Here is a 17,479-nt window from a genome sequence, read left to right on the forward strand (position 1 = left end):
TTTTTGACTAGTTGTTATATGCTGATTCGTCCGTGGTTTGCCATCTTCCTGCTCGTCAACTACCTCTGGGTGGTTGGAGCTGGCTGCGTGAACCGTCCGGACGATCCGCATGAATTACTGATGATCCAAACTGCTGGAGAAACTGGGCATTATCAGCAATGCCGGTATCTTCGGATGGATGGTCTTGAGTCGTTTCTACTCGAATCATTAGCCAGTCGTTACCAGAACGCTCCACCGCATCCACCCAAACACCTGATTTCGGTACTTAACGGCATCGACTCGCATGATGTGCTACCATCATACTGGTTCCTGCCGGTTCCGGTACTAGATCAGGTTGTCAGTACGCCAATCCCTTACCTTCCTGTTGTTGCAACTGGAGTACGGAGAGAAGTAGATAACCCTCCCTGGAGTGCATAAGACCTGCCTTGGGCCTTTGCCCGCCGATTAATTTCGACTAGTCGGATTGTCTTATCTCTTCACCGAATGCTGTCGACAACTGAAGCCGTCGAGCATCTCTTTTACTCCATTTTATGCCTTACGTTTATTTTTATTCGTCGCTGCTGCCAATGGCAATGTCAGACGATTCTGATAAAAAAGTTTTGGCCAGATCACAACTGCTTAAGGTGCTGTTAGCCTTTCTGCTGTTCCTGTTCATGAGTGCGCCGGTGTATGCGCATCTTGGTGGTATTTCAGGAGTGGTTTACGATCAGGCTACCAACCTGCCACTACGGGGCGTTAATGTGCAGCTAACGGGTTTGGGCAAAGCGGCATTAACCAATGAGTTAGGGCAGTTTCGTTTTGATGGCTTAGTGGCCGCTCCGTATAAAGTTGAGTTGTCGCACCTTGGCTTTAAAGCGCTGATCATCGACGTAATTGTTCACGATGATAAGGTGACTTTTCTGAAAACGGCACTTACCAATGCGCCGGTTGAACTAAGTGAAGTGGTCGTATCGTCGCAGCGGGCGCATGATCAGCAACTAATCAGCAGCCTGGATATTAAGCTTCGCCCGATCGTTAACTCGCAGGAGATATTGCGACTGGTACCCGGTTTATTTATTGGTCAGCATGCCGGCGGAGGGAAGGCCGAACAGATTTTTCTGCGCGGTTTCGACCTCGACCACGGCACCGATATTCGGCTGACTGTCGATGGTATGCCAGTTAACATGGTATCGCACGCTCACGGGCAGGGCTATGCTGATCTACATTTTGTTATTCCGGAATTAGTGGAAGGCGCGGACTTTAAAAAAGGGCCCTATACGACCGAAAAAGGCAATCTGGCGACGGCAGGCTGGGTCGATTTTCGGACGAAAACCGCGCTGGACCACTCCTTTGTGAAACTCGAAGCCGGGCAGTATAATACCTATCGCGCTGTGGCCGGTCTGGATTTACTGGGCCAGAAGGGGAGAGCCAAAAACCAGTCGGCCTATCTGGCGTCGGAATATTCGTATTCAGATTCCTATTTCGATAATCCGCAGCATTTTAAGCGGCTGAACGTAATGGGCAAGTATCACGGTCATCTCGCGCCCAACACAAACCTAACCCTGACGGGCTCCACATTCTGGAGCAAATGGAACCACTCCGGTCAGGTGCCCGACCGGGCTATAGAATCCGGCCTGATTGGGTTCTTTGGTTCTGTCGATCCCTCAGAAGGTGGCGAAACCAGCCGGACCAACTTCAATGCACAACTGGTGACGGTTACGCCCCGCAATCACAGCATCAAAAATCAGTTTTTCTACAGCAATTATAATTTTGAACTGTATTCCAACTTTACCTTTTTCAAGGAAGACAGCATCAATGGCGATCAGATCCGGCAGAAAGAGCATCGCAATCTGTTTGGCTACAATGGCAGTTATTCAACACAGACTTACGTTGGCAAAAGCCGCTGGACCACAACACTGGGCGCGCAATATCGACAGGATATAACCCATCATACGGAACTGTCGCATACCAAAAACCGCACAGAAACGCTGAATCGAATCAAATTCGGAAATGTCAACGAGATCAATGCGGCTGCATACGCCGACGAGCTTATACAGTTTTCGGATCATTTCACGCTTAATGCCGGGGTTCGTCTGGATTATTTTCGGAGCCAGTATGAAGGTTTGCTACCCGTGACAGCAACGACCAAACGGGCGACACAGGCCATTGTATCGCCCAAATTGAATCTGTATTACACCTTCAATCCGAGTTTGCAACTGTACCTCAATACGGGCAAAGGTTTCCATTCCAATGATGCCCGCGTGGTAGTTGCTCAGGATGGGCGGCAGATTTTGCCGGGTGCTTATGGCTCCGATCTGGGTGTGATTTTCAAGCCGTTTCCTAAGTTATTGGTCAATGCCGCTGCCTGGTATTTATGGTTACAGCAGGAGTTTGTTTATGTCGGCGATGAGGGTGTAGTGGAACCTAGTGGTCGCTCGCGCCGGGAAGGTATTGATGTGTCGGTGCGGTATCAGCTTACCAAAAATCTGTATGCCGATGTCGATCTGAATACGGCTAAACCGCGTGCCATAGATGCCGAAACGGGCCAGAATTATCTGCCGTTGGCGCCAACGTTTACCTCGACGGGCGGCTTATCGCTGCAAACCCGTTCGGGCCTGAATGGATCAATTCGGTACCGATACATGGGCGATCGTCCGGCCAATGAAGACAACTCCATTGTTGCAAAAGGATATTTTGTAACGGACCTACAGGCTAACTATACAAAGCGTAGCTATAACATTGGTCTATCTATACAAAATCTCTTCAACACGCGCTGGAAAGAAACGCAGTTTGCCACCGAAAGTCGGTTGCCGGGTGAAGCCGCTCCGGTCGATGAGATTCACTTTACGCCGGGTACGCCGTTCTTCGCCCGACTGAGTTTAACCTACTCCTGGTAATCGCTTCTAATTTTTCTGGATGGGTCGTAAAATGAAGTTCCTGAACAAATTAAACAGTTAAGTTAGTCTTCTTTTGTAGTCAGTTCTATCGATAAGCGATTATAAAACCATTTATTGATCGTGCCGTTTAGTAAATATACCTAGTTAATAGACATTGTATATTTGTAACTAATCAGATTCGCTTTGCTTTGGACCTTATACCTAATTGAAGATTACATATGATCTTACTGAAATCATGCTAATTGTATGTTATAGTATTTACTATAATTGATAGCTGTAACCATAACTACAGCCTTATTTGTATTTATACTTAGTCTATTATATTTATCTCTATTAACTCTACCTAATAAGATAAATATTATGAATCCATCTTTACAAACTAAAAAAGAATGGCATACCCGTAATCAGGCGTCTTATGCTACTACTCCGTTTGAAACGATTTACACGCGCTATGTGAAGAAGGTATATCAAAAATGCCTGTTCATGACACAAAACAGGTCAATAGCGCAGGATTATACACACGATATCTTTCTGAAAGTGTTTGAGAATATAAAGTCATTTGAGAATCGATCGGCTTTTTCTACCTGGCTTTTTTCCATTTCTCATAATTACTGTATAGACAAAATTAAGGCCAGTCGACGAATCAATCTTGAGTACCTGTCCGATAATCTGGGCGAATCGTTGGCCGAACAGGATGAGTCTGGCTTATTTGAACTACGTCTTCAATCGCTTGAAAAAATGATTAATTGTCTGCCAGGCTCTGAATTAGATCTGGTTCGGCTTAAATATGAACAAGGCCTTTCCATAAAAGCTATTGCGCAGCAGCATAACCTTAAAGAGAGTGCTGTCAAAATGCGGTTAAAGCGTACTCGGGATAAATTGAATGGAATGTATAACGAGCCTATGTAGTATGTTTCATTTATGAACTTATCCATAAATGAAACATACTATGCTTGTGGGATGGCTATCGGTATCTTTTAATAGGCTGCTCGGTTCAGATTTCTGTTCCTTCTTCAATCGGTTCGGGCAGGTGTTTGCCGGTCGAGTCGAGCGGGGTTGGGCGAGGACGGCGACGGTAAACGAGGTAGAATAAGGGTGGAATGATCAGGGGCGTAAAGAACAATGTTGTTGTTAAACCGCCGATGATAACCGTAGCCAGAGGGCGCTGCACATCGGAGCCGATACCGCTCGAAATAGCCGCCGGTACGAGACCAATAATCGCCACAACCATGATCGCCATAATGGCCCGGAACTGCTCCTGTGCCGTTTCGATGGTGATATCAAGCAACGGTTTGGAGCTAGCCATCAGATTGCGGTTCAGGGCCGATACCAGTAATACGCCCGCCATGACCGATATACCGAAAATAGACACGAATCCAACCCCGGCTGAGACGTTGAAATTATAGCCACGAAGCAGCAGGGCGCCTATGCCACCGGCCAGGGCAAACAACAGGCACGTGAGTGTCAGTAACGTATCGCGCACATTGCCGTAGAGCATAAACAGGAATAAAAATACCACAACGATAGTCAGCGGGATCGAGATACTGAGCTGACCACCAGCACGTTCGAGGTTTTCGTACTGGCCGCCATAGATAATGCTGTAGCCTTCCGGAATCTTGACATTCTTCCGAACTTTCTGACTGATTTCCTTCACAAAACCGCCCTGATCGCGACCCCGGATGTTGGTCCGTACGGTAACCATGCGCTTGCCATTGATGCGGTAGATGTTGGTCTGCCCCTGTACGTAACGGATGTCGGCCAGTTCGTTCATGGGAATCAGCGCGCCAGTTGCCGACGGAACCTGAAGGAGCCGGATCGCGTCGATACTACCCCGGCTCTCGGGTGTGAAGCGCACGACGATGTCGTACCGTTTCGCTTCGTCATAGATCGTACCGATGGCTTTGCCGCCAATAGCCGCTTCGATCATGTTTTCAATTTCTGACACATTGATGCCATAGCGGGCTGCTGCCGGTCTATTTATTTTTATAGCCAACTGATCCTGAGGGCCTTCCTGTTCGATATTAACAGCAACTGCGCCATTCATGCCCTTAACCAATGCGGCAATGCTGTCGGCTTTGGCTCGCATGAGCGTCAGGTCATTCCCTACGATCGAGATTGCCAGATCGGCCGCGCTGCCCGTCACAATTTCCATGACCTGATCAATGATCGGCTGGCCGGATGAAAAAAATGCACCGGGGAAAGCTTCCTGCAATTCGTTCTGCATCTGGCTTACAATCTCCTTCTTCGAGATGCTGTCGGACCAGGTGCTGTAATCCTTCAGGCCAACCAGAATTTCAGTACGGTCGGAGGGAAACGGGTCTGTGCCATCGTCATTCCGCCCAGATTGGGTAATGACGAAGCTAACGGGTTTGTATTTGGCAACAATGTCGCGGATTTTGGGCGCGATTTTGGCGTTTTCCTGAATTGTGATCCCCGATGGCATAAACGCCCGCATGAAAATAGAGCCTTCATCGAGTTCAGGAAGGAACTCGGTGCCAAGCTTTATTCCAAAACCAATCATCACCAGTACAACGGCCATGCCAACGCCGACCACCAAACGGGGAGCCCGAAACAAAGTCGAGTGCAATAGCCACTGGTACCCTTTTTCTAAGGGTGATAGTAAAAAGTTTTTGTGTTCTTTTAACGGCTTGCCGCCGGGAGCGAGAGCCTTCCGGAACGCAAATGAAATCAGCACCGGTATAACCGTCAGCGCGCAAAGCAGCGAGCCAATGACGGCAAATGATAATGTTAGCGCCATCGGGCTAAATAGCTTTCCTTCAACCCGTTGCATGAGCAAAATGGGCATATAGGCCAGAATGATGATGGTGACCGAGAAGAAAATTTCCCGCGCCACCTCACCGGCCGATCGCGCGGTAAGGTTCACAATGCCCTGATTTTGTTCGGCAGGTCCCGATGCCCGATAGCGTCGGATCAGGTGCTCGGCCATAACGCTGGCTCCATCGACAATGATACCGAAATCAATCGCTCCCAGCGACAACAGGTTGGCCGGAATACCCACCAGTTTCATGAGGATAAAAGCAAACAACAGCGAAAACGGAATCGTGACCGTAACCACCAGCGCGGCCCGAATGCTCCCCAGAAACAAGACCAGTAGAATAACGACAATCGAAATGCCTTCGATGAGCGTATGGGCAACGGTTTCGAGCGAGTGGTCGATCAGGAAGCCTCGGTCATATAGTACGCGCAGGTGAACGCCCTTGGGCAATTCCCGCGCTTCGAGATCCGCTATTTTTTCCTTCAGCAATTCCAGCACTTCGCTCGGGTTTTCGCCCCGGCGCAACAGAACGATACCTTCCGTAGATCCGATTACGTCCAGATTTTCGTCGGGAATCCGATACCCCAGAATACCGGATGGCGACGGCGGATTGATTTCGACGCTGGCTACGTCGCGGACAAGTACCGGAACGCCCTCGTTGGTTTTCAGGACAATATTCTGAACGTCTTCCGGTGATTTGAGTGCCCCCAAACCCCGTACGGCAAATCCCTGACCTCCTCGGGCAATGATGTTGCCGCCTGTGTTCTGGTTATTTTTCTGGAGGGCTTCAATGACTTCCTGTAACGTCAGGCTGTATTTACGTAGCTTGGCCGGGTCGGGAATAACCTGGTACTGCTTGATCGGTCCACCAAACGTTGTGACATCGGCCAGACCCGGTACCTGCAATAGTTGCGGAATAATGGTCCAGTCCTGCAAATCACGCAGTTGCATGGGCGTCATGCTCGCCGGCGCTTCAATAACGTAGCGGTAAATCTCGCCTACGGCTGTTGTAAGTGGAGCCAGTTCAGGTTCGACGCCATCCGGCAGCTGAGCGCCACTCAGCCGTTCAATGATCTGTTGCCGGGCAAAATAATCCGTAACGGTTTCATCGAAGTTCAGCTGAACGACCGACAGGCCGAAAATGGTTCTGGAGCGTCGGTCCGTAACGTGAGGAACATTGTTCAGAACCCGCTCGATCGGGATCGTTACCTGTTGCTCGACCTCCTCAGCCGCACGACCGTCATATTTGGCAATGATAATGACGTTTGTATCGGCAATATCGGGGTAAGCTTCAATCTTCAGCAGCTTGAAGCACCAGAGCCCCAATCCCATGACAGCGATCGCCAGACCAACCACGATCCAGCGATTTTTGAGGGAAAATGTTATTAGTTTCTGAATCATAGTAGAGGACCTGGAACGTTGGATGCTGGATAATGAATTTTCGGAATTAAACTCAGTGTACAGCGTCTGTCATTCCAGATCTTAATGGTTAATAGCCAAAACTCAATCCCTTCAATTGGAGTGTATTCTCTACCGTAACCGGCTCATTCTCGCGAAGGCCGCCAAGAACCACCACCAGATCTTTACGTTGCTGGCCAAGCTGCACTTCCCGACGTTCAATAACCTGCGGACCCGTTTTTACAAAGACATAATCGCGGCCCTGCACGGTTACCACGGCGTCGCGCGATACAGTCATAAATTTACCTTCCGTAACGCCGAAGCCCACCGTTGCGAACATCCCTGCCTTAAGCCGGCCATCGGGGTTCGCGACCGAAATGCGCAGTTTAATCTGGCGGGTAGTATTGTCTACGTAATCGTTTACATTGTCGATCCGGCCAACAAAGCGATCGTTAGGAAAGGAGGTGAAGTTGAGCGTACAGGGTAAGCCTTTCGTGATAATACCGAATTGATTTTCAGGAATTTCGCAAACGACCAGAATCGTATTCGGACGGGCTCGACGTAATTCTTCGGGATCGAAGCCCGCAAGTTTGAGCGTGGCTTCGTCGGAAATGATGGCTGCTTCTTCGTTGGCCAGCTGCGTTTGAGCTTCGATCACTTCTTTCCCTGATGCGGCACCGTGAGCCTGTAAATCTTTCACCCGGTCGAGGTTACCCCGCTGGGACTGGATGTTTATTCGGTGTTGCAAAATGGCGGTATAATTATCCGACAAGCCCGGATCATCGAACAGCACCAACCGCTCAGCCGGATTTTCGGTCGATTTCAATACCATAGCCGCTACGTGGCCCGGAGCCGAAAAGTCCGTCCGAATTACTTCTGAATGAGCAGGTTGTGTGGTAAATGAGCGCATCATAACCGCATCTGGAAAGGCAATGCGGCTACCGTCTGTGCTCACCGTTGGGCGTGGTATCGACTTAACAACTGGCTTAGGTTTGCTTTTGCAGCCAGCCATCAGCACGATGAGCGCGAATAGGATATGATAAAATTTCATTTTAGTATGAATTGATTTGCCCGGTAGCATACAGCAATCGAACGTAGTTCTGACGGTAGGTATAGAGGGTTTGATAATAAGCCGTTTGTGTGTCGAACCAGGAACTTTCAGCCTGTAGCAGATCGATCAGGGTAGTGGCTCCCCGCAGATAGGCGTACCGTACCGAAGCGAGCACCTGATCGGCATCGCGCCGTATGGCGGTGTATCGATCTACATTCTGGCGGCTGGTTACAAATGATTGATACGATGTCTGGACTTCAGATCGGATTCGTGCCTGTACTAAAGCGGCAGCTTGCCCGGCCTGTTCCTGCAACACCCGCGATTTCTGAATTTCGCCCTGATTTCGACTGTAGACGGGTAATTCTATGGTCAGGAAGACACCGGCATAAGGCATGGCGTTCTGCGGGTTCCAGATAAGGCCCGCTTCATTCCGGGGCTTGGCCAGAACCTGTTGTAGATCTACGTTGCGTCGGGCCGTTTCGAGGTTTGCCTCCGCGACTTTTACATCCGTCCGGGTTGTCGTCGCCAGCCGAAGCAGGCTGTCGGCACTGGCATTTACTGTCGGGAAAAAGCCCAGTGGATTGATCACCGTTGCACTGACAATCGAGTCGTTCATCGCAACGTTGATGCTATCGGTCGTTGCCAGCACAAGCCGTAATTCATTCAACCGGTTGAGCAGGTCCTGTTGAGCGGTGCGGGTCTGAATTTCATACTGATCTGAAATGAGTTGCGTACGTGTCAGATCTGTATTGGTGATGACCAGATTTTTTAACCGTACTTTATTCAACTGAACCAGTGTATCGACGTTTGCTTTGGCACGTTGCAGCAGTGAAAGCTGAATTCGGGCATACCAGGCATCCAGAAATCGATTGGCAGCATCAAAGAGCAGGTTTCGCTCGGTTTCGGCTACACTCTGGGTGGCTAGATTGGTGTTTGCTTCGGCAAAGCGATTGCGGTATTGCCGCTTATTGTAAATGTCAAATTCTTTCGTTGCCTGAAGCCAGAACTGTCGCCGTTGTCGGCCAAATGGGCCTACCGCTTCGGCACCGGGTGTTGGCGTCAATTGAATCAGCGTCTGGTTGTTCAGAACGGGATTTGGGCGCAGGTTGGCCGTGGTCTGATCGGCCTGGGCAGCGTTTATGTTCAGGCGCTCAACCCGTAAGGCAGGGCTATTGGCACGAACTTGCTGCAGGGCCTGGCGTAACGTTAGGGGAGCCTGGGCCAACACACCCAGACTTGTATAACCCATGCATAGTAGGCTGTATAGGATTCTTTTTACCAGCATTCGATCGAAAGTGAACTTAGCAAAGTAACAACGCCCATCAGCTAAAACAGGCAAAACATTAATTAAAAGGTTGTTAAATGTACTTACTACTATTTCGAAGAATTGCTCAAAAGGTAAACTTTAACACGGGCTACAATTGAAATCAATGGATGACCAATCATATCCAGTCAGCTATATGCTGACTTATGGCATTTTTTTGCTCACTAATGATTAAGTTGTAAGCCAAATCCAGCCTGCAATTGGTCCGTAGTGCTGTTAAGGGCGTGGTTTTTATGAATTCATCGATCGAAACCGGGTTGAAACCGGCTATTCAGGAAAAGTTTGAACACCTCTGGCATCTGGTTGGCAATACGCCGATGCTGGAATTATTTTATACCGATCAGGGGCAACCCCGTTCGTTGTATGTTAAGTGTGAACATTACAACCTGACGGGTAGCATGAAAGATCGAATGGCTTTGCATGTTCTTCATCAAGCCTACCGGCAGGGGCATATACAACCGGGCGACCGCATTGTAGAAGCGACCAGTGGCAGTTCGGGTATTGCCTTTTCGGCGGTAGGACGGGCACTGGGCCATCCTGTAACGATCATTATGCCCGCAGGCATCAGTCAGGAGCGGATTGATATTATTCGGAGTCTGGGTGCTGATATTGTTCTGTTTACAAAGGAAGAGGGCGGTTTTATGGGTGCCATCCGGCGGTCGGAAGAGTTAGCTGCCAGCGATCCGCACGTTTTCTTACCTCGTCAATTCGCTAATCAGTATAATGCCGAAGCGCACCGTCTGACTACGGGAAAGGAAATCTGGTTGCAGCTACAGGGTGTTGATATTACACCGGATGCGTTTGTGGCCGGAGTTGGCACGGGCGGTACGGTGATGGGCGTTGGACGCTATCTTAAATCCCGGAAGCCTGATATTCGGATTCACCCACTTGAACCCGCCGAATCGCCAACATTATCGGTAGGCTACAAAACGGGAACCCACCGGATTCAGGGTTTTTTCGATGAGTTTATTCCGGATATTTTGAAACTGGATGAGCTGGATCGGGTGGTGCAGGCCAGCGATGGCGATTCTATTCTGGTGGCTCAGAAACTGGCCCTACAACTGGGTGTAGCCGTCGGGATCTCATCGGGAGCTAACTTGATTGGGGCCATTAATCTTCAGCGTGAACTGGGCCCCTATGCCCGCGTTGTGACTATTCTGTGCGACAGTAACAAAAAATACCTGAGCACCGATCTGGTCAGGGAGGAGCCTGTAAAACCAGGTTATGTTGCTCCCGACATTATGTTTACCGATTATCGGCCCATCAGTCGCCTATTGGTAGGCCGACCCGGTGTTTTTTGATTAAGAATAAGGCCAGTTAAGATTAATGAAAAGACTGATTTCTGCTTTTTAAGTATTCTGCTGGTAAATTATTTCTTCTCGACTAATGCCCTGAAACCGTCCAGATCGATGTTTTGTCGAAACTGGCGCATTAATTCTCGTTTAGCCACCATGTCTGGCGCGTCTTCGTAGCGCAACCATAATTGCACAAACTGAATGGCATGACGCGGTAATTTCGGATCGGGATACTTAAAATCATGGGTAACGAGCGGGCGACCGTTTTTGGCCTGTTCGTCGAATGTGCCCTGCCCACGCTCGTTTAGCAGCATACCCGTCGCATGCTCGATAATAGCCTGAGAGGACCGCTGGGCAGGTGTCATAGCAGCTAATATGGCTTCTAATTCCTGATAACGAATACGGTTTTTCTGAGCGGTTTTATCCCGGATTTTACGACCATCTTCTACGCTTCGCCGATTATCATCCTTGTATTTCTGGCGTTCAGCCTCTGTCTTGAACGGAATTTTATCGGCATAGGCCGTCGATTCTTTTAAGGACGCTTCAAGTTGTACCGTTGTTTCGTCATTTTCCTTTATCCATTGCTGAAGTGTACGCTGTAGCGATCGAACAAACTCCTCCTGACTAACTGGTCGAACAGGTAAGCGGCCATCGGCAGTAATGATGATCGATTCGCGCGGGTTGGTCCGGTCATTGCGTTGGGTGCTGTAGATCGGATACCCTTTAAGCTCACCCGTTTTATCAGGCATGAAATAAATTTCCTGGCCATTCGGGAGTGTAAACTCACTCCCGATCGAATCCATGAATCGCCAAAGCATATTGACGTAGCATTCGAGCCAGGTGCCGGTTTCCCCCGAAAGCTCAACTTTACCTTTAAAACACCAGAAATGCTTGTAATAGGTGACCACCGAGTAATGTAAAGGTGAACCCGTCGGCTCTGGTCTGTAATTATCCGGGGAACTATAAAAATTACGATAAGCCCGAGCTTCCAGACCTCTGGGATTTGGGTAAGCATGCTGAAACAAGTCCAGTAACTTTTCCTGACGCGCATTGATGGCGGGTAACGACTGTTTCGGAAAGCTGGTGTTTAGCTTCGTTGCTACAGCCGCCTGACGTTTCCAGGGTGTGGAAACTTGCTGAGCATAGTCGGGCGTACAATCAGATGGTTGCGCAAGGGTAGCAACGGCCAGAACTAAGCCTAAGCAAGTAATAGCGAGTCGATGACGAAGTGTACGCATCCGAAATTTATCTTTTGTGGATGAGCGGTTCATGTGAGTTCAGGCGATTTCTGGGATGCTAAACTTGGCATATTACCGATGACGAACTACGATAAAATCACCAGACCAGCCTAAAGGATACCTGAATTGCAGCGAAACCGGTTTAAAATGAGTGGATTTCTTTTCGGCTAAAAAGAAAAATCCTCGCCCATCAGAATAGGCGAGGATTTTTGCAGATGATCAGGTGCAAACCGTTATTTAATAGCAACAACGCGGCTGGGTGTTGTTGGTTGTTGAGTTGCCAGGGTCACGTTTTGCGTGGTTGTTTCGACGCCATTTGTAATCTCTACCTGATACACGCCGTCGGGCAGTTCGCTCAGGTTCAGGCGGGTCCGGTACTTGCTTTCATTTTTACCCAGGTGTTTGCTGTACACGACCGAACCATCCGAATTTTTCAGACGAACATCGACAGTACCACCAGTTTCTTTGTCGAGAGCAATGCTTAACTTCCCGGCCAGGGTCGTGTAAATACCCGATTTATACGAAGCGACTGTAGCAGGACGACCTGGTTTAGCTTCAGAAAACGAAGCGAATGAGGTAAGGATTCCCAGTGAAAGGGTCAAAAGCAGGGGTTTGATGAGCGTTTTCATGATTTATGTGTTTTTTGTTTCAGTTTAAAATCTAGCCGGGTTATTTCCGGTTGGTGAAACAAAGATATAGGCAGTAGTTGGTACTATGTAATGCAAACTACTGGAACGGTTTGGACGCTTGATGAGTGGCGGGAATGGGATGTTGGCTGAGCGAATGGGAAAGCAATGGGTGCATTTTCCGGCGGTTGAACCGCTGAATGATCAGCGAAAAATGCTCCTGAATGGTTAAACTTTTGTTAAAAATGAGCCACTCAGGTGCTGATTTGTGTTAGATACCTATCTGAAGAGTCGTGACCCATCAACGAATCAACGGTATGGAAAGCACAGAAGCCACAACCCGACTGGAAACATTTCGTGGGAAATGGAGTGATGAAGACGTAAAGCATTTGCTGAAACGGACTATGTTTGGGGCAAAGCCCGATGATGTCGTGCACGTTCGTACGCTCACACCACGCAAGGCACTTAAGGAACTTCTGGCCGACGAACCGGCCCCACCTCCGCCGATCAATAACTACAACGACAACAAGTTTACCGACGATGAGATTATGCCTGGCGAGACCTGGACAACATCCATCAACTATGATGGCACGAACAATGGTCGGCGTAGAAACTCATTTAAAGCCTGGTGGCTGGGATTGATGCTGAATCAGAACCGGACGTTGCGCGAGAAAATGGTCGTATTCTGGCACAATCATTTCGCCACCGAGGCAAATATGGTCGACAATGCGCTGATGTGTTACCGGCACAATGCGCTATTGCGTCAGCACGCGCTGGGCAATTTTAAAGAACTGGTAAAAGCGATAACCAAAGATCCGGCCATGCTGAAATACCTGAACGGTACGGCCAGCAACAAAAAAGCACCAGACGAAAACTACGGTCGTGAGTTGCAGGAACTCTTTACGGTCGGAAAAGGACCGGGTTCGCAGTATACCGAAGCCGACGTGAAAGCAGCGGCTAAAGTGCTCACTGGCTTTCGAAACGATACCATTACGTTCGTTAGCCTTTTTGATCCGGGCCGACACGACAGTAGTGACAAAACGTTCTCCGGATTTTATCAGAACACAACCATAAAAGGACGGCGTGGCCCCGATGGTGAACAGGAACTGGACGACCTGTTGACAATGATTTTTGCGCAGGACGAAGTGGCCCGGTTTATCTGCCGGAAACTCTACCGCTTTTTTGTTTATCACCAGATTGATGCCAATACTGAAGCGACGATCATTACGCCCCTGGCCGACGTTTTTCGGGCCAATAACTATGAGATCAAACCCGTATTATGCGAGCTGTTCGGCAGCCAGCACTTTTTCGAGGCCATGAATCGGGGCGCCATGATCAAAAGTCCGCTCGACTATACGGTGGGCCTTTGCCGCGAGTTTGGTATCGCTTTCCCCGAATCTACAGACTACGCTGATCAATACGGTTTGTGGTTGGCCGTTCAAAATCAGACGGCGGCCATGCAGCAGAATATTGGCGATCCACCCAACGTGGCTGGTTGGCCTGCCTACTATCAGGAACCGATGTTCGATAAGCTCTGGGTAAACTCCGATACACTGCCTAAGCGTAACGTATTTACGGATGGCATGACCAACGGTGCCATTGGGCGTAATGGCAAAAAACTGGCTATAGATGTACTGACATTTACCCAAACACTGCCAAATCCTGCCGATCCGGTTGCGCTCATCGACGATGCTGTCCGGAGACTGTATATGCTGGAACTGCCCGAAAAAGACAAACAGTACATCAAAACCAGCATTTTGTTGTCGGGTTTGCAGGACATGATGTCGGATCATTACTGGACGCAGGCCTGGCAAAACCTGACTGCCAAACCCGATGATACCGTAAACAAAACCAATGTGACCCGCAAGCTAAAGAGCTTATACAAGTACCTGATGAATTTGCCGCAGTATCAGTTAACCTAATGGTGAATGAGTGAATGAGCGAAAGAGTGAATTGCTTATGCTATTTTATTGCTCATTGACTCTTTCGCTCATTACCTATGAAACGACGAGACTTCATAAAAAACACAGCGGTAGGCGGGGTGTTATTGCCCCAGTTTCTGAACGGGTTTTCGCTTAAGGCAATAGCCCAGACATCGCTGATGCCTGCCTCTGGTCATGAACAGATTAATGACCGGGTACTGGTGCTTATTCAGCTCAACGGCGGAAACGATGGATTGAATACGGTTATTCCTGTCGATCAGTATGGCGCGTATCAGGCGGCCCGACCCAATATCGCTCTGCCACAAAACAAAGTTCTGAAACTCAACGGTGCCGACGCCATGGCTCTGCACCCTGCGCTTGCAGAAATTCAGCAGTTATTCAACGAGGGTAAAGCGGGCATTGTGCAGGCTGTAAGCTATCCTAAGCCTAATTTCTCTCACTTTCGGGCTACCGACATCTGGATGACCGGCTCTGACTCCGACAAAGTGCTGAATACGGGCTGGGCCGGGCGTTATCTGAACGATTCGTTTCCGGGTTTCCCGGATAAGTACCCTAATGAAATCATGCCCGATCCGCTGGCAATTCAGGTTGGTTCGGTAGTGGCTTCGGCTTTTCAGGGCCCGGCCTTTACGATGGGACTGGCGATTAGTAATCCGGCCAATTTCTATAACCTGATTGAGGACAAAACCGATGCAACGAGTAATACCCGCTGGGGCGAACAACTGGCGTACCTCGAAAAAGTGTCGCAGAAAACCGATCAATATGCTGGAGTGATTAAGAAAGCCGCGCTGAGCATAACCAGACAATCGGAAAAATATCCCGCGCCCGGCAAAAACCCGCTTGCCGATCAGTTGAAAATCGTTGCCCGATTGGTAGCGGGTGGGCTTCGGACAAAGGTGTATCTGGTGAGTACCGGCAGTTTCGATACGCATGCGAAACAAGCCGAGCCCGATGATACGACTACGGGCACACACGCACAATTGCTGCGCCGGGTATCGGAAGCCGTCGGGGCCTTTATGGACGACCTAAAAGGACTGAACGTAGCTGATCGGGTGATGGGTATGACATTTTCCGAGTTTGGCCGCCGGATCAAATCCAACGCCAGCGGTGGCACTGATCATGGTGCGGCTGCTCCGGTTTTTTACTTTGGAAATGTGGTTAAGGCAGGTGTTATTGGAACGAATCCGCAACTGCCTACCACCGCAACGGTCAATGATAATGTGGCCATGCAGTATGATTTCCGTTCGGTCTACGCGACGGTATTGCAGCAGTGGCTCAACCTGCCGCCCAATGAGGTGCAGCAGGTATTGATGGGGCCGTTTCCGTTGTTGCCAATGGTATAAAAAGAGGCCGTTTCAGCTACTTCTGAAACGGCCTCCACTGATCGAGCGATACGTATTGAACCTGCCTGGTAGTTAGCGTTTATCCCACCATACTTTGCTCAGGTACGAATCACCGCTGGCAAATCGAGCTACAGCCGCATCATAGTTGGTTTTATTAAGCAATGCTTCCTGAGTGGAATAGACCGACCGACGGGGAATTTGTCCATTTGTCGAGCCCGGATTTGGGCCGGGAGCCAGTTTTGGATAGCCCATTCTCCGCCATTCAATAAAGGCTTCGTAGGAACGCCCAAACAACTGAATCCATTTTTGGGTACCGATTTTTTCGAGTTTTTGTTCTTTCGTCAAACCCGTAAATGATAACTCGGTATAGGTGGCCGGAATCGTTGTTACATTATACGGGGCCATTGACATAGCTGCTTTTACACCATCCTGATAGAATTTCTCGGCCTGATCGGTTGTTGCGCCCCAGCCTTCAAGAGCGGCTTCAGCTTTGTAAAAACTCACGTCAGCAAAGGTAAATTGAGCGCATGGAATGGCGGGTGAGTACGCTTTATTGAAAAACGTTGTCTGCGAAGCCGTCGAGTAATCGTCCTTGATGATGGTTTTGAGCAGCGCATCAGTCAGGGCGACGCCAATCCCTTTGAAGGCCGGTTTTCCGGCTTTTACAGAATTGACAGTCGGTTCAACCAGGCGTGGCAATCGGGGATCGCTGGTTGCTACCAGTTGGTTCACGAACGTATCGGCCAGGTATTTCAGGTCAGGACTTCCAGCCAGCCAATGGTTCAGTACAGGGTGGACGTTGGCGTTGGTCGCATCGTTGTAGGTTGGAATGGCCGCATTGTCGGCGTTCGATTCCAGCAACGGCTGGCCCATCGCTTCGGTAACGGTTTTCTGAGCCAGAGTCGCATCGGCGTAGCGAATGCGCATCCCTAATCGAAGCTTCAGTGAGTTGCCATATTTCTTCCATTTTGTCACATCGCCTTTGTAGTAAAAATCGGCTGTGCCATAACTATCGTCAGCCGCATTGAGCTGCGAAATAGCCGCATCGAGGCTGGTGATCAGTGATTTATAAATAGATTCCTGCGTATCGAACGCGGGTTGGTTATTCACATTTTCGACACCCAGCGCACTTTGCGAATAGGGTACGTCACCGAATAAATCGGTTAGCCGCTGCCAAATCGAAATCTCGACAATCCGGGCAATGGCTAGCTTGGTACGGCCTTTCGGATCGTTTTCCAGTCCTTTCAATAACTGATTTCTGATCTGGCTGATATTCCGCAGATAGACGTAATGACTCGCCCAGAGGTCAGTATCGGCCTGCTGAACATAGCGCGAGCTTGAAATCAGTACTCCGCCAGCCCATTGCTGTATCCAGGAGCCAAATTGGTTATTTGGGTATTCAAAACCTTCCGAAAAGGCAGCATCGCGCTGAACTTTCGACAGCACCAGCCCAGGATCAATTGTTGTGACCGAAGTTGGTGGCGTATTTATTTTCTCAAAGTCATCCGTACAGGCCTGCGATAATAACAGAGTTGCAGCTATATAAATGGGTGTCAGTATTTTTTTCATTGACGAATCAAGTTTGGAGTAAAGAATCGTATCGATTCAG

Annotated in this window: 12 protein-coding genes; 6 read left to right on the forward strand and 6 right to left on the reverse strand. The window is 49.2% G+C overall.

Going from position 1 to position 17,479, the window contains the following annotated elements; all coding sequences use genetic code 11:
• The first annotated feature begins 18 nt into the window (after positions 1 to 18).
• The 3 genes from GJR95_RS04825 (at position 19) to GJR95_RS04835 (ending at position 3,785) form a co-directional block, all read left to right on the forward strand.
• Positions 19 to 417: a hypothetical protein gene (locus GJR95_RS04825; protein ID WP_162384802.1), complete on the forward strand. Its 399-nt coding sequence runs from the start codon at positions 19 to 21 to the stop codon at positions 415 to 417.
• Between the two features lie 236 nt (positions 418 to 653).
• On the forward strand, positions 654 to 2,876 hold the full coding sequence (locus GJR95_RS04830) for a TonB-dependent receptor (RefSeq protein WP_232541264.1): 2,223 nt from the start codon (positions 654 to 656) through the stop codon (positions 2,874 to 2,876).
• A gap of 360 nt (positions 2,877 to 3,236) precedes the next feature.
• A complete protein-coding gene (locus tag GJR95_RS04835) occupies positions 3,237 to 3,785 on the forward strand; it encodes an RNA polymerase sigma factor (protein ID WP_162384803.1) in 549 nt (182 codons plus the stop codon).
• Positions 3,786 to 3,870: 85 nt separating this feature from the next.
• On the opposite strand, the gene GJR95_RS04840 is transcribed toward GJR95_RS04835, so the two are convergent.
• The 3 genes from GJR95_RS04840 to GJR95_RS04850 form a co-directional block, all read right to left on the reverse strand.
• The gene (locus GJR95_RS04840; RefSeq protein ID WP_162384804.1) at positions 3,871 to 7,053 is read right to left on the reverse strand and encodes an efflux RND transporter permease subunit; all 3,183 of its coding nucleotides are present in this window, start codon (positions 7,051 to 7,053) and stop codon (positions 3,871 to 3,873) included.
• Between the two features lie 88 nt (positions 7,054 to 7,141).
• A complete protein-coding gene (locus GJR95_RS04845; RefSeq protein WP_162384805.1) occupies positions 7,142 to 8,101 on the reverse strand; it encodes an efflux RND transporter periplasmic adaptor subunit in 960 nt (319 codons plus the stop codon).
• A 1-nt stretch (position 8,102) separates the two neighbouring features.
• On the reverse strand, positions 8,103 to 9,350 hold the full coding sequence (locus tag GJR95_RS04850) for a TolC family protein (RefSeq protein WP_232541084.1): 1,248 nt from the start codon (positions 9,348 to 9,350) through the stop codon (positions 8,103 to 8,105).
• Positions 9,351 to 9,658: 308 nt separating this feature from the next.
• Between GJR95_RS04850 and GJR95_RS04855 the strand changes: the two genes are divergently transcribed.
• A complete protein-coding gene (locus tag GJR95_RS04855) occupies positions 9,659 to 10,726 on the forward strand; it encodes a PLP-dependent cysteine synthase family protein (RefSeq protein WP_162384807.1) in 1,068 nt (355 codons plus the stop codon).
• Positions 10,727 to 10,794: 68 nt separating this feature from the next.
• On the opposite strand, the gene GJR95_RS04860 is transcribed toward GJR95_RS04855, so the two are convergent.
• Both GJR95_RS04860 and GJR95_RS04865 read right to left on the reverse strand, forming a co-directional pair.
• A complete protein-coding gene (locus GJR95_RS04860) occupies positions 10,795 to 11,991 on the reverse strand; it encodes a hypothetical protein (protein ID WP_162384808.1) in 1,197 nt (398 codons plus the stop codon).
• A 200-nt stretch (positions 11,992 to 12,191) separates the two neighbouring features.
• The gene (locus GJR95_RS04865) at positions 12,192 to 12,587 is read right to left on the reverse strand and encodes a T9SS type A sorting domain-containing protein (RefSeq protein WP_162384809.1); all 396 of its coding nucleotides are present in this window, start codon (positions 12,585 to 12,587) and stop codon (positions 12,192 to 12,194) included.
• 314 nt (positions 12,588 to 12,901) lie between these two features.
• Between GJR95_RS04865 and GJR95_RS04870 the strand changes: the two genes are divergently transcribed.
• Both GJR95_RS04870 and GJR95_RS04875 read left to right on the forward strand, forming a co-directional pair.
• Positions 12,902 to 14,506, forward strand: a complete 1,605-nt coding sequence (locus GJR95_RS04870) for a DUF1800 domain-containing protein (protein WP_162384810.1) — start codon at positions 12,902 to 12,904, stop codon at positions 14,504 to 14,506.
• Between the two features lie 77 nt (positions 14,507 to 14,583).
• A complete protein-coding gene (locus GJR95_RS04875) occupies positions 14,584 to 15,870 on the forward strand; it encodes a DUF1501 domain-containing protein (RefSeq protein ID WP_162384811.1) in 1,287 nt (428 codons plus the stop codon).
• Between the two features lie 72 nt (positions 15,871 to 15,942).
• On the opposite strand, the gene GJR95_RS04880 is transcribed toward GJR95_RS04875, so the two are convergent.
• On the reverse strand, positions 15,943 to 17,439 hold the full coding sequence (locus tag GJR95_RS04880; protein WP_162384812.1) for a SusD/RagB family nutrient-binding outer membrane lipoprotein: 1,497 nt from the start codon (positions 17,437 to 17,439) through the stop codon (positions 15,943 to 15,945).
• Positions 17,440 to 17,479 lie beyond the last annotated feature (40 nt).

The sequence above is a fragment of the Spirosoma endbachense genome (assembly GCF_010233585.1).
GTDB classification, from domain to species: Bacteria; Bacteroidota; Bacteroidia; order Cytophagales; family Spirosomataceae; genus Spirosoma; species Spirosoma endbachense.

What these genes read in the sequence shown, in the direction of transcription:
- GJR95_RS04825 (WP_162384802.1), top strand. Translation starts at nt 19, where the DNA reads ATGCTGATTCGTCCGTGGTTTGCCATCTTCCTGCTCGTCAACTACCTC.
- GJR95_RS04830 (WP_232541264.1), top strand. Translation starts at nt 654, where the DNA reads ATGAGTGCGCCGGTGTATGCGCATCTTGGTGGTATTTCAGGAGTGGTT.
- GJR95_RS04835 (WP_162384803.1), top strand. Translation starts at nt 3,237, where the DNA reads ATGAATCCATCTTTACAAACTAAAAAAGAATGGCATACCCGTAATCAG.
- GJR95_RS04840 (WP_162384804.1), bottom strand. Translation starts at nt 7,053, where the DNA reads ATGATTCAGAAACTAATAACATTTTCCCTCAAAAATCGCTGGATCGTG.
- GJR95_RS04845 (WP_162384805.1), bottom strand. Translation starts at nt 8,101, where the DNA reads ATGAAATTTTATCATATCCTATTCGCGCTCATCGTGCTGATGGCTGGC.
- GJR95_RS04850 (WP_232541084.1), bottom strand. Translation starts at nt 9,350, where the DNA reads ATGGGTTATACAAGTCTGGGTGTGTTGGCCCAGGCTCCCCTAACGTTA.
- GJR95_RS04855 (WP_162384807.1), top strand. Translation starts at nt 9,659, where the DNA reads ATGAATTCATCGATCGAAACCGGGTTGAAACCGGCTATTCAGGAAAAG.
- GJR95_RS04860 (WP_162384808.1), bottom strand. Translation starts at nt 11,991, where the DNA reads ATGAACCGCTCATCCACAAAAGATAAATTTCGGATGCGTACACTTCGT.
- GJR95_RS04865 (WP_162384809.1), bottom strand. Translation starts at nt 12,587, where the DNA reads ATGAAAACGCTCATCAAACCCCTGCTTTTGACCCTTTCACTGGGAATC.
- GJR95_RS04870 (WP_162384810.1), top strand. Translation starts at nt 12,902, where the DNA reads ATGGAAAGCACAGAAGCCACAACCCGACTGGAAACATTTCGTGGGAAA.
- GJR95_RS04875 (WP_162384811.1), top strand. Translation starts at nt 14,584, where the DNA reads ATGAAACGACGAGACTTCATAAAAAACACAGCGGTAGGCGGGGTGTTA.
- GJR95_RS04880 (WP_162384812.1), bottom strand. Translation starts at nt 17,439, where the DNA reads ATGAAAAAAATACTGACACCCATTTATATAGCTGCAACTCTGTTATTA.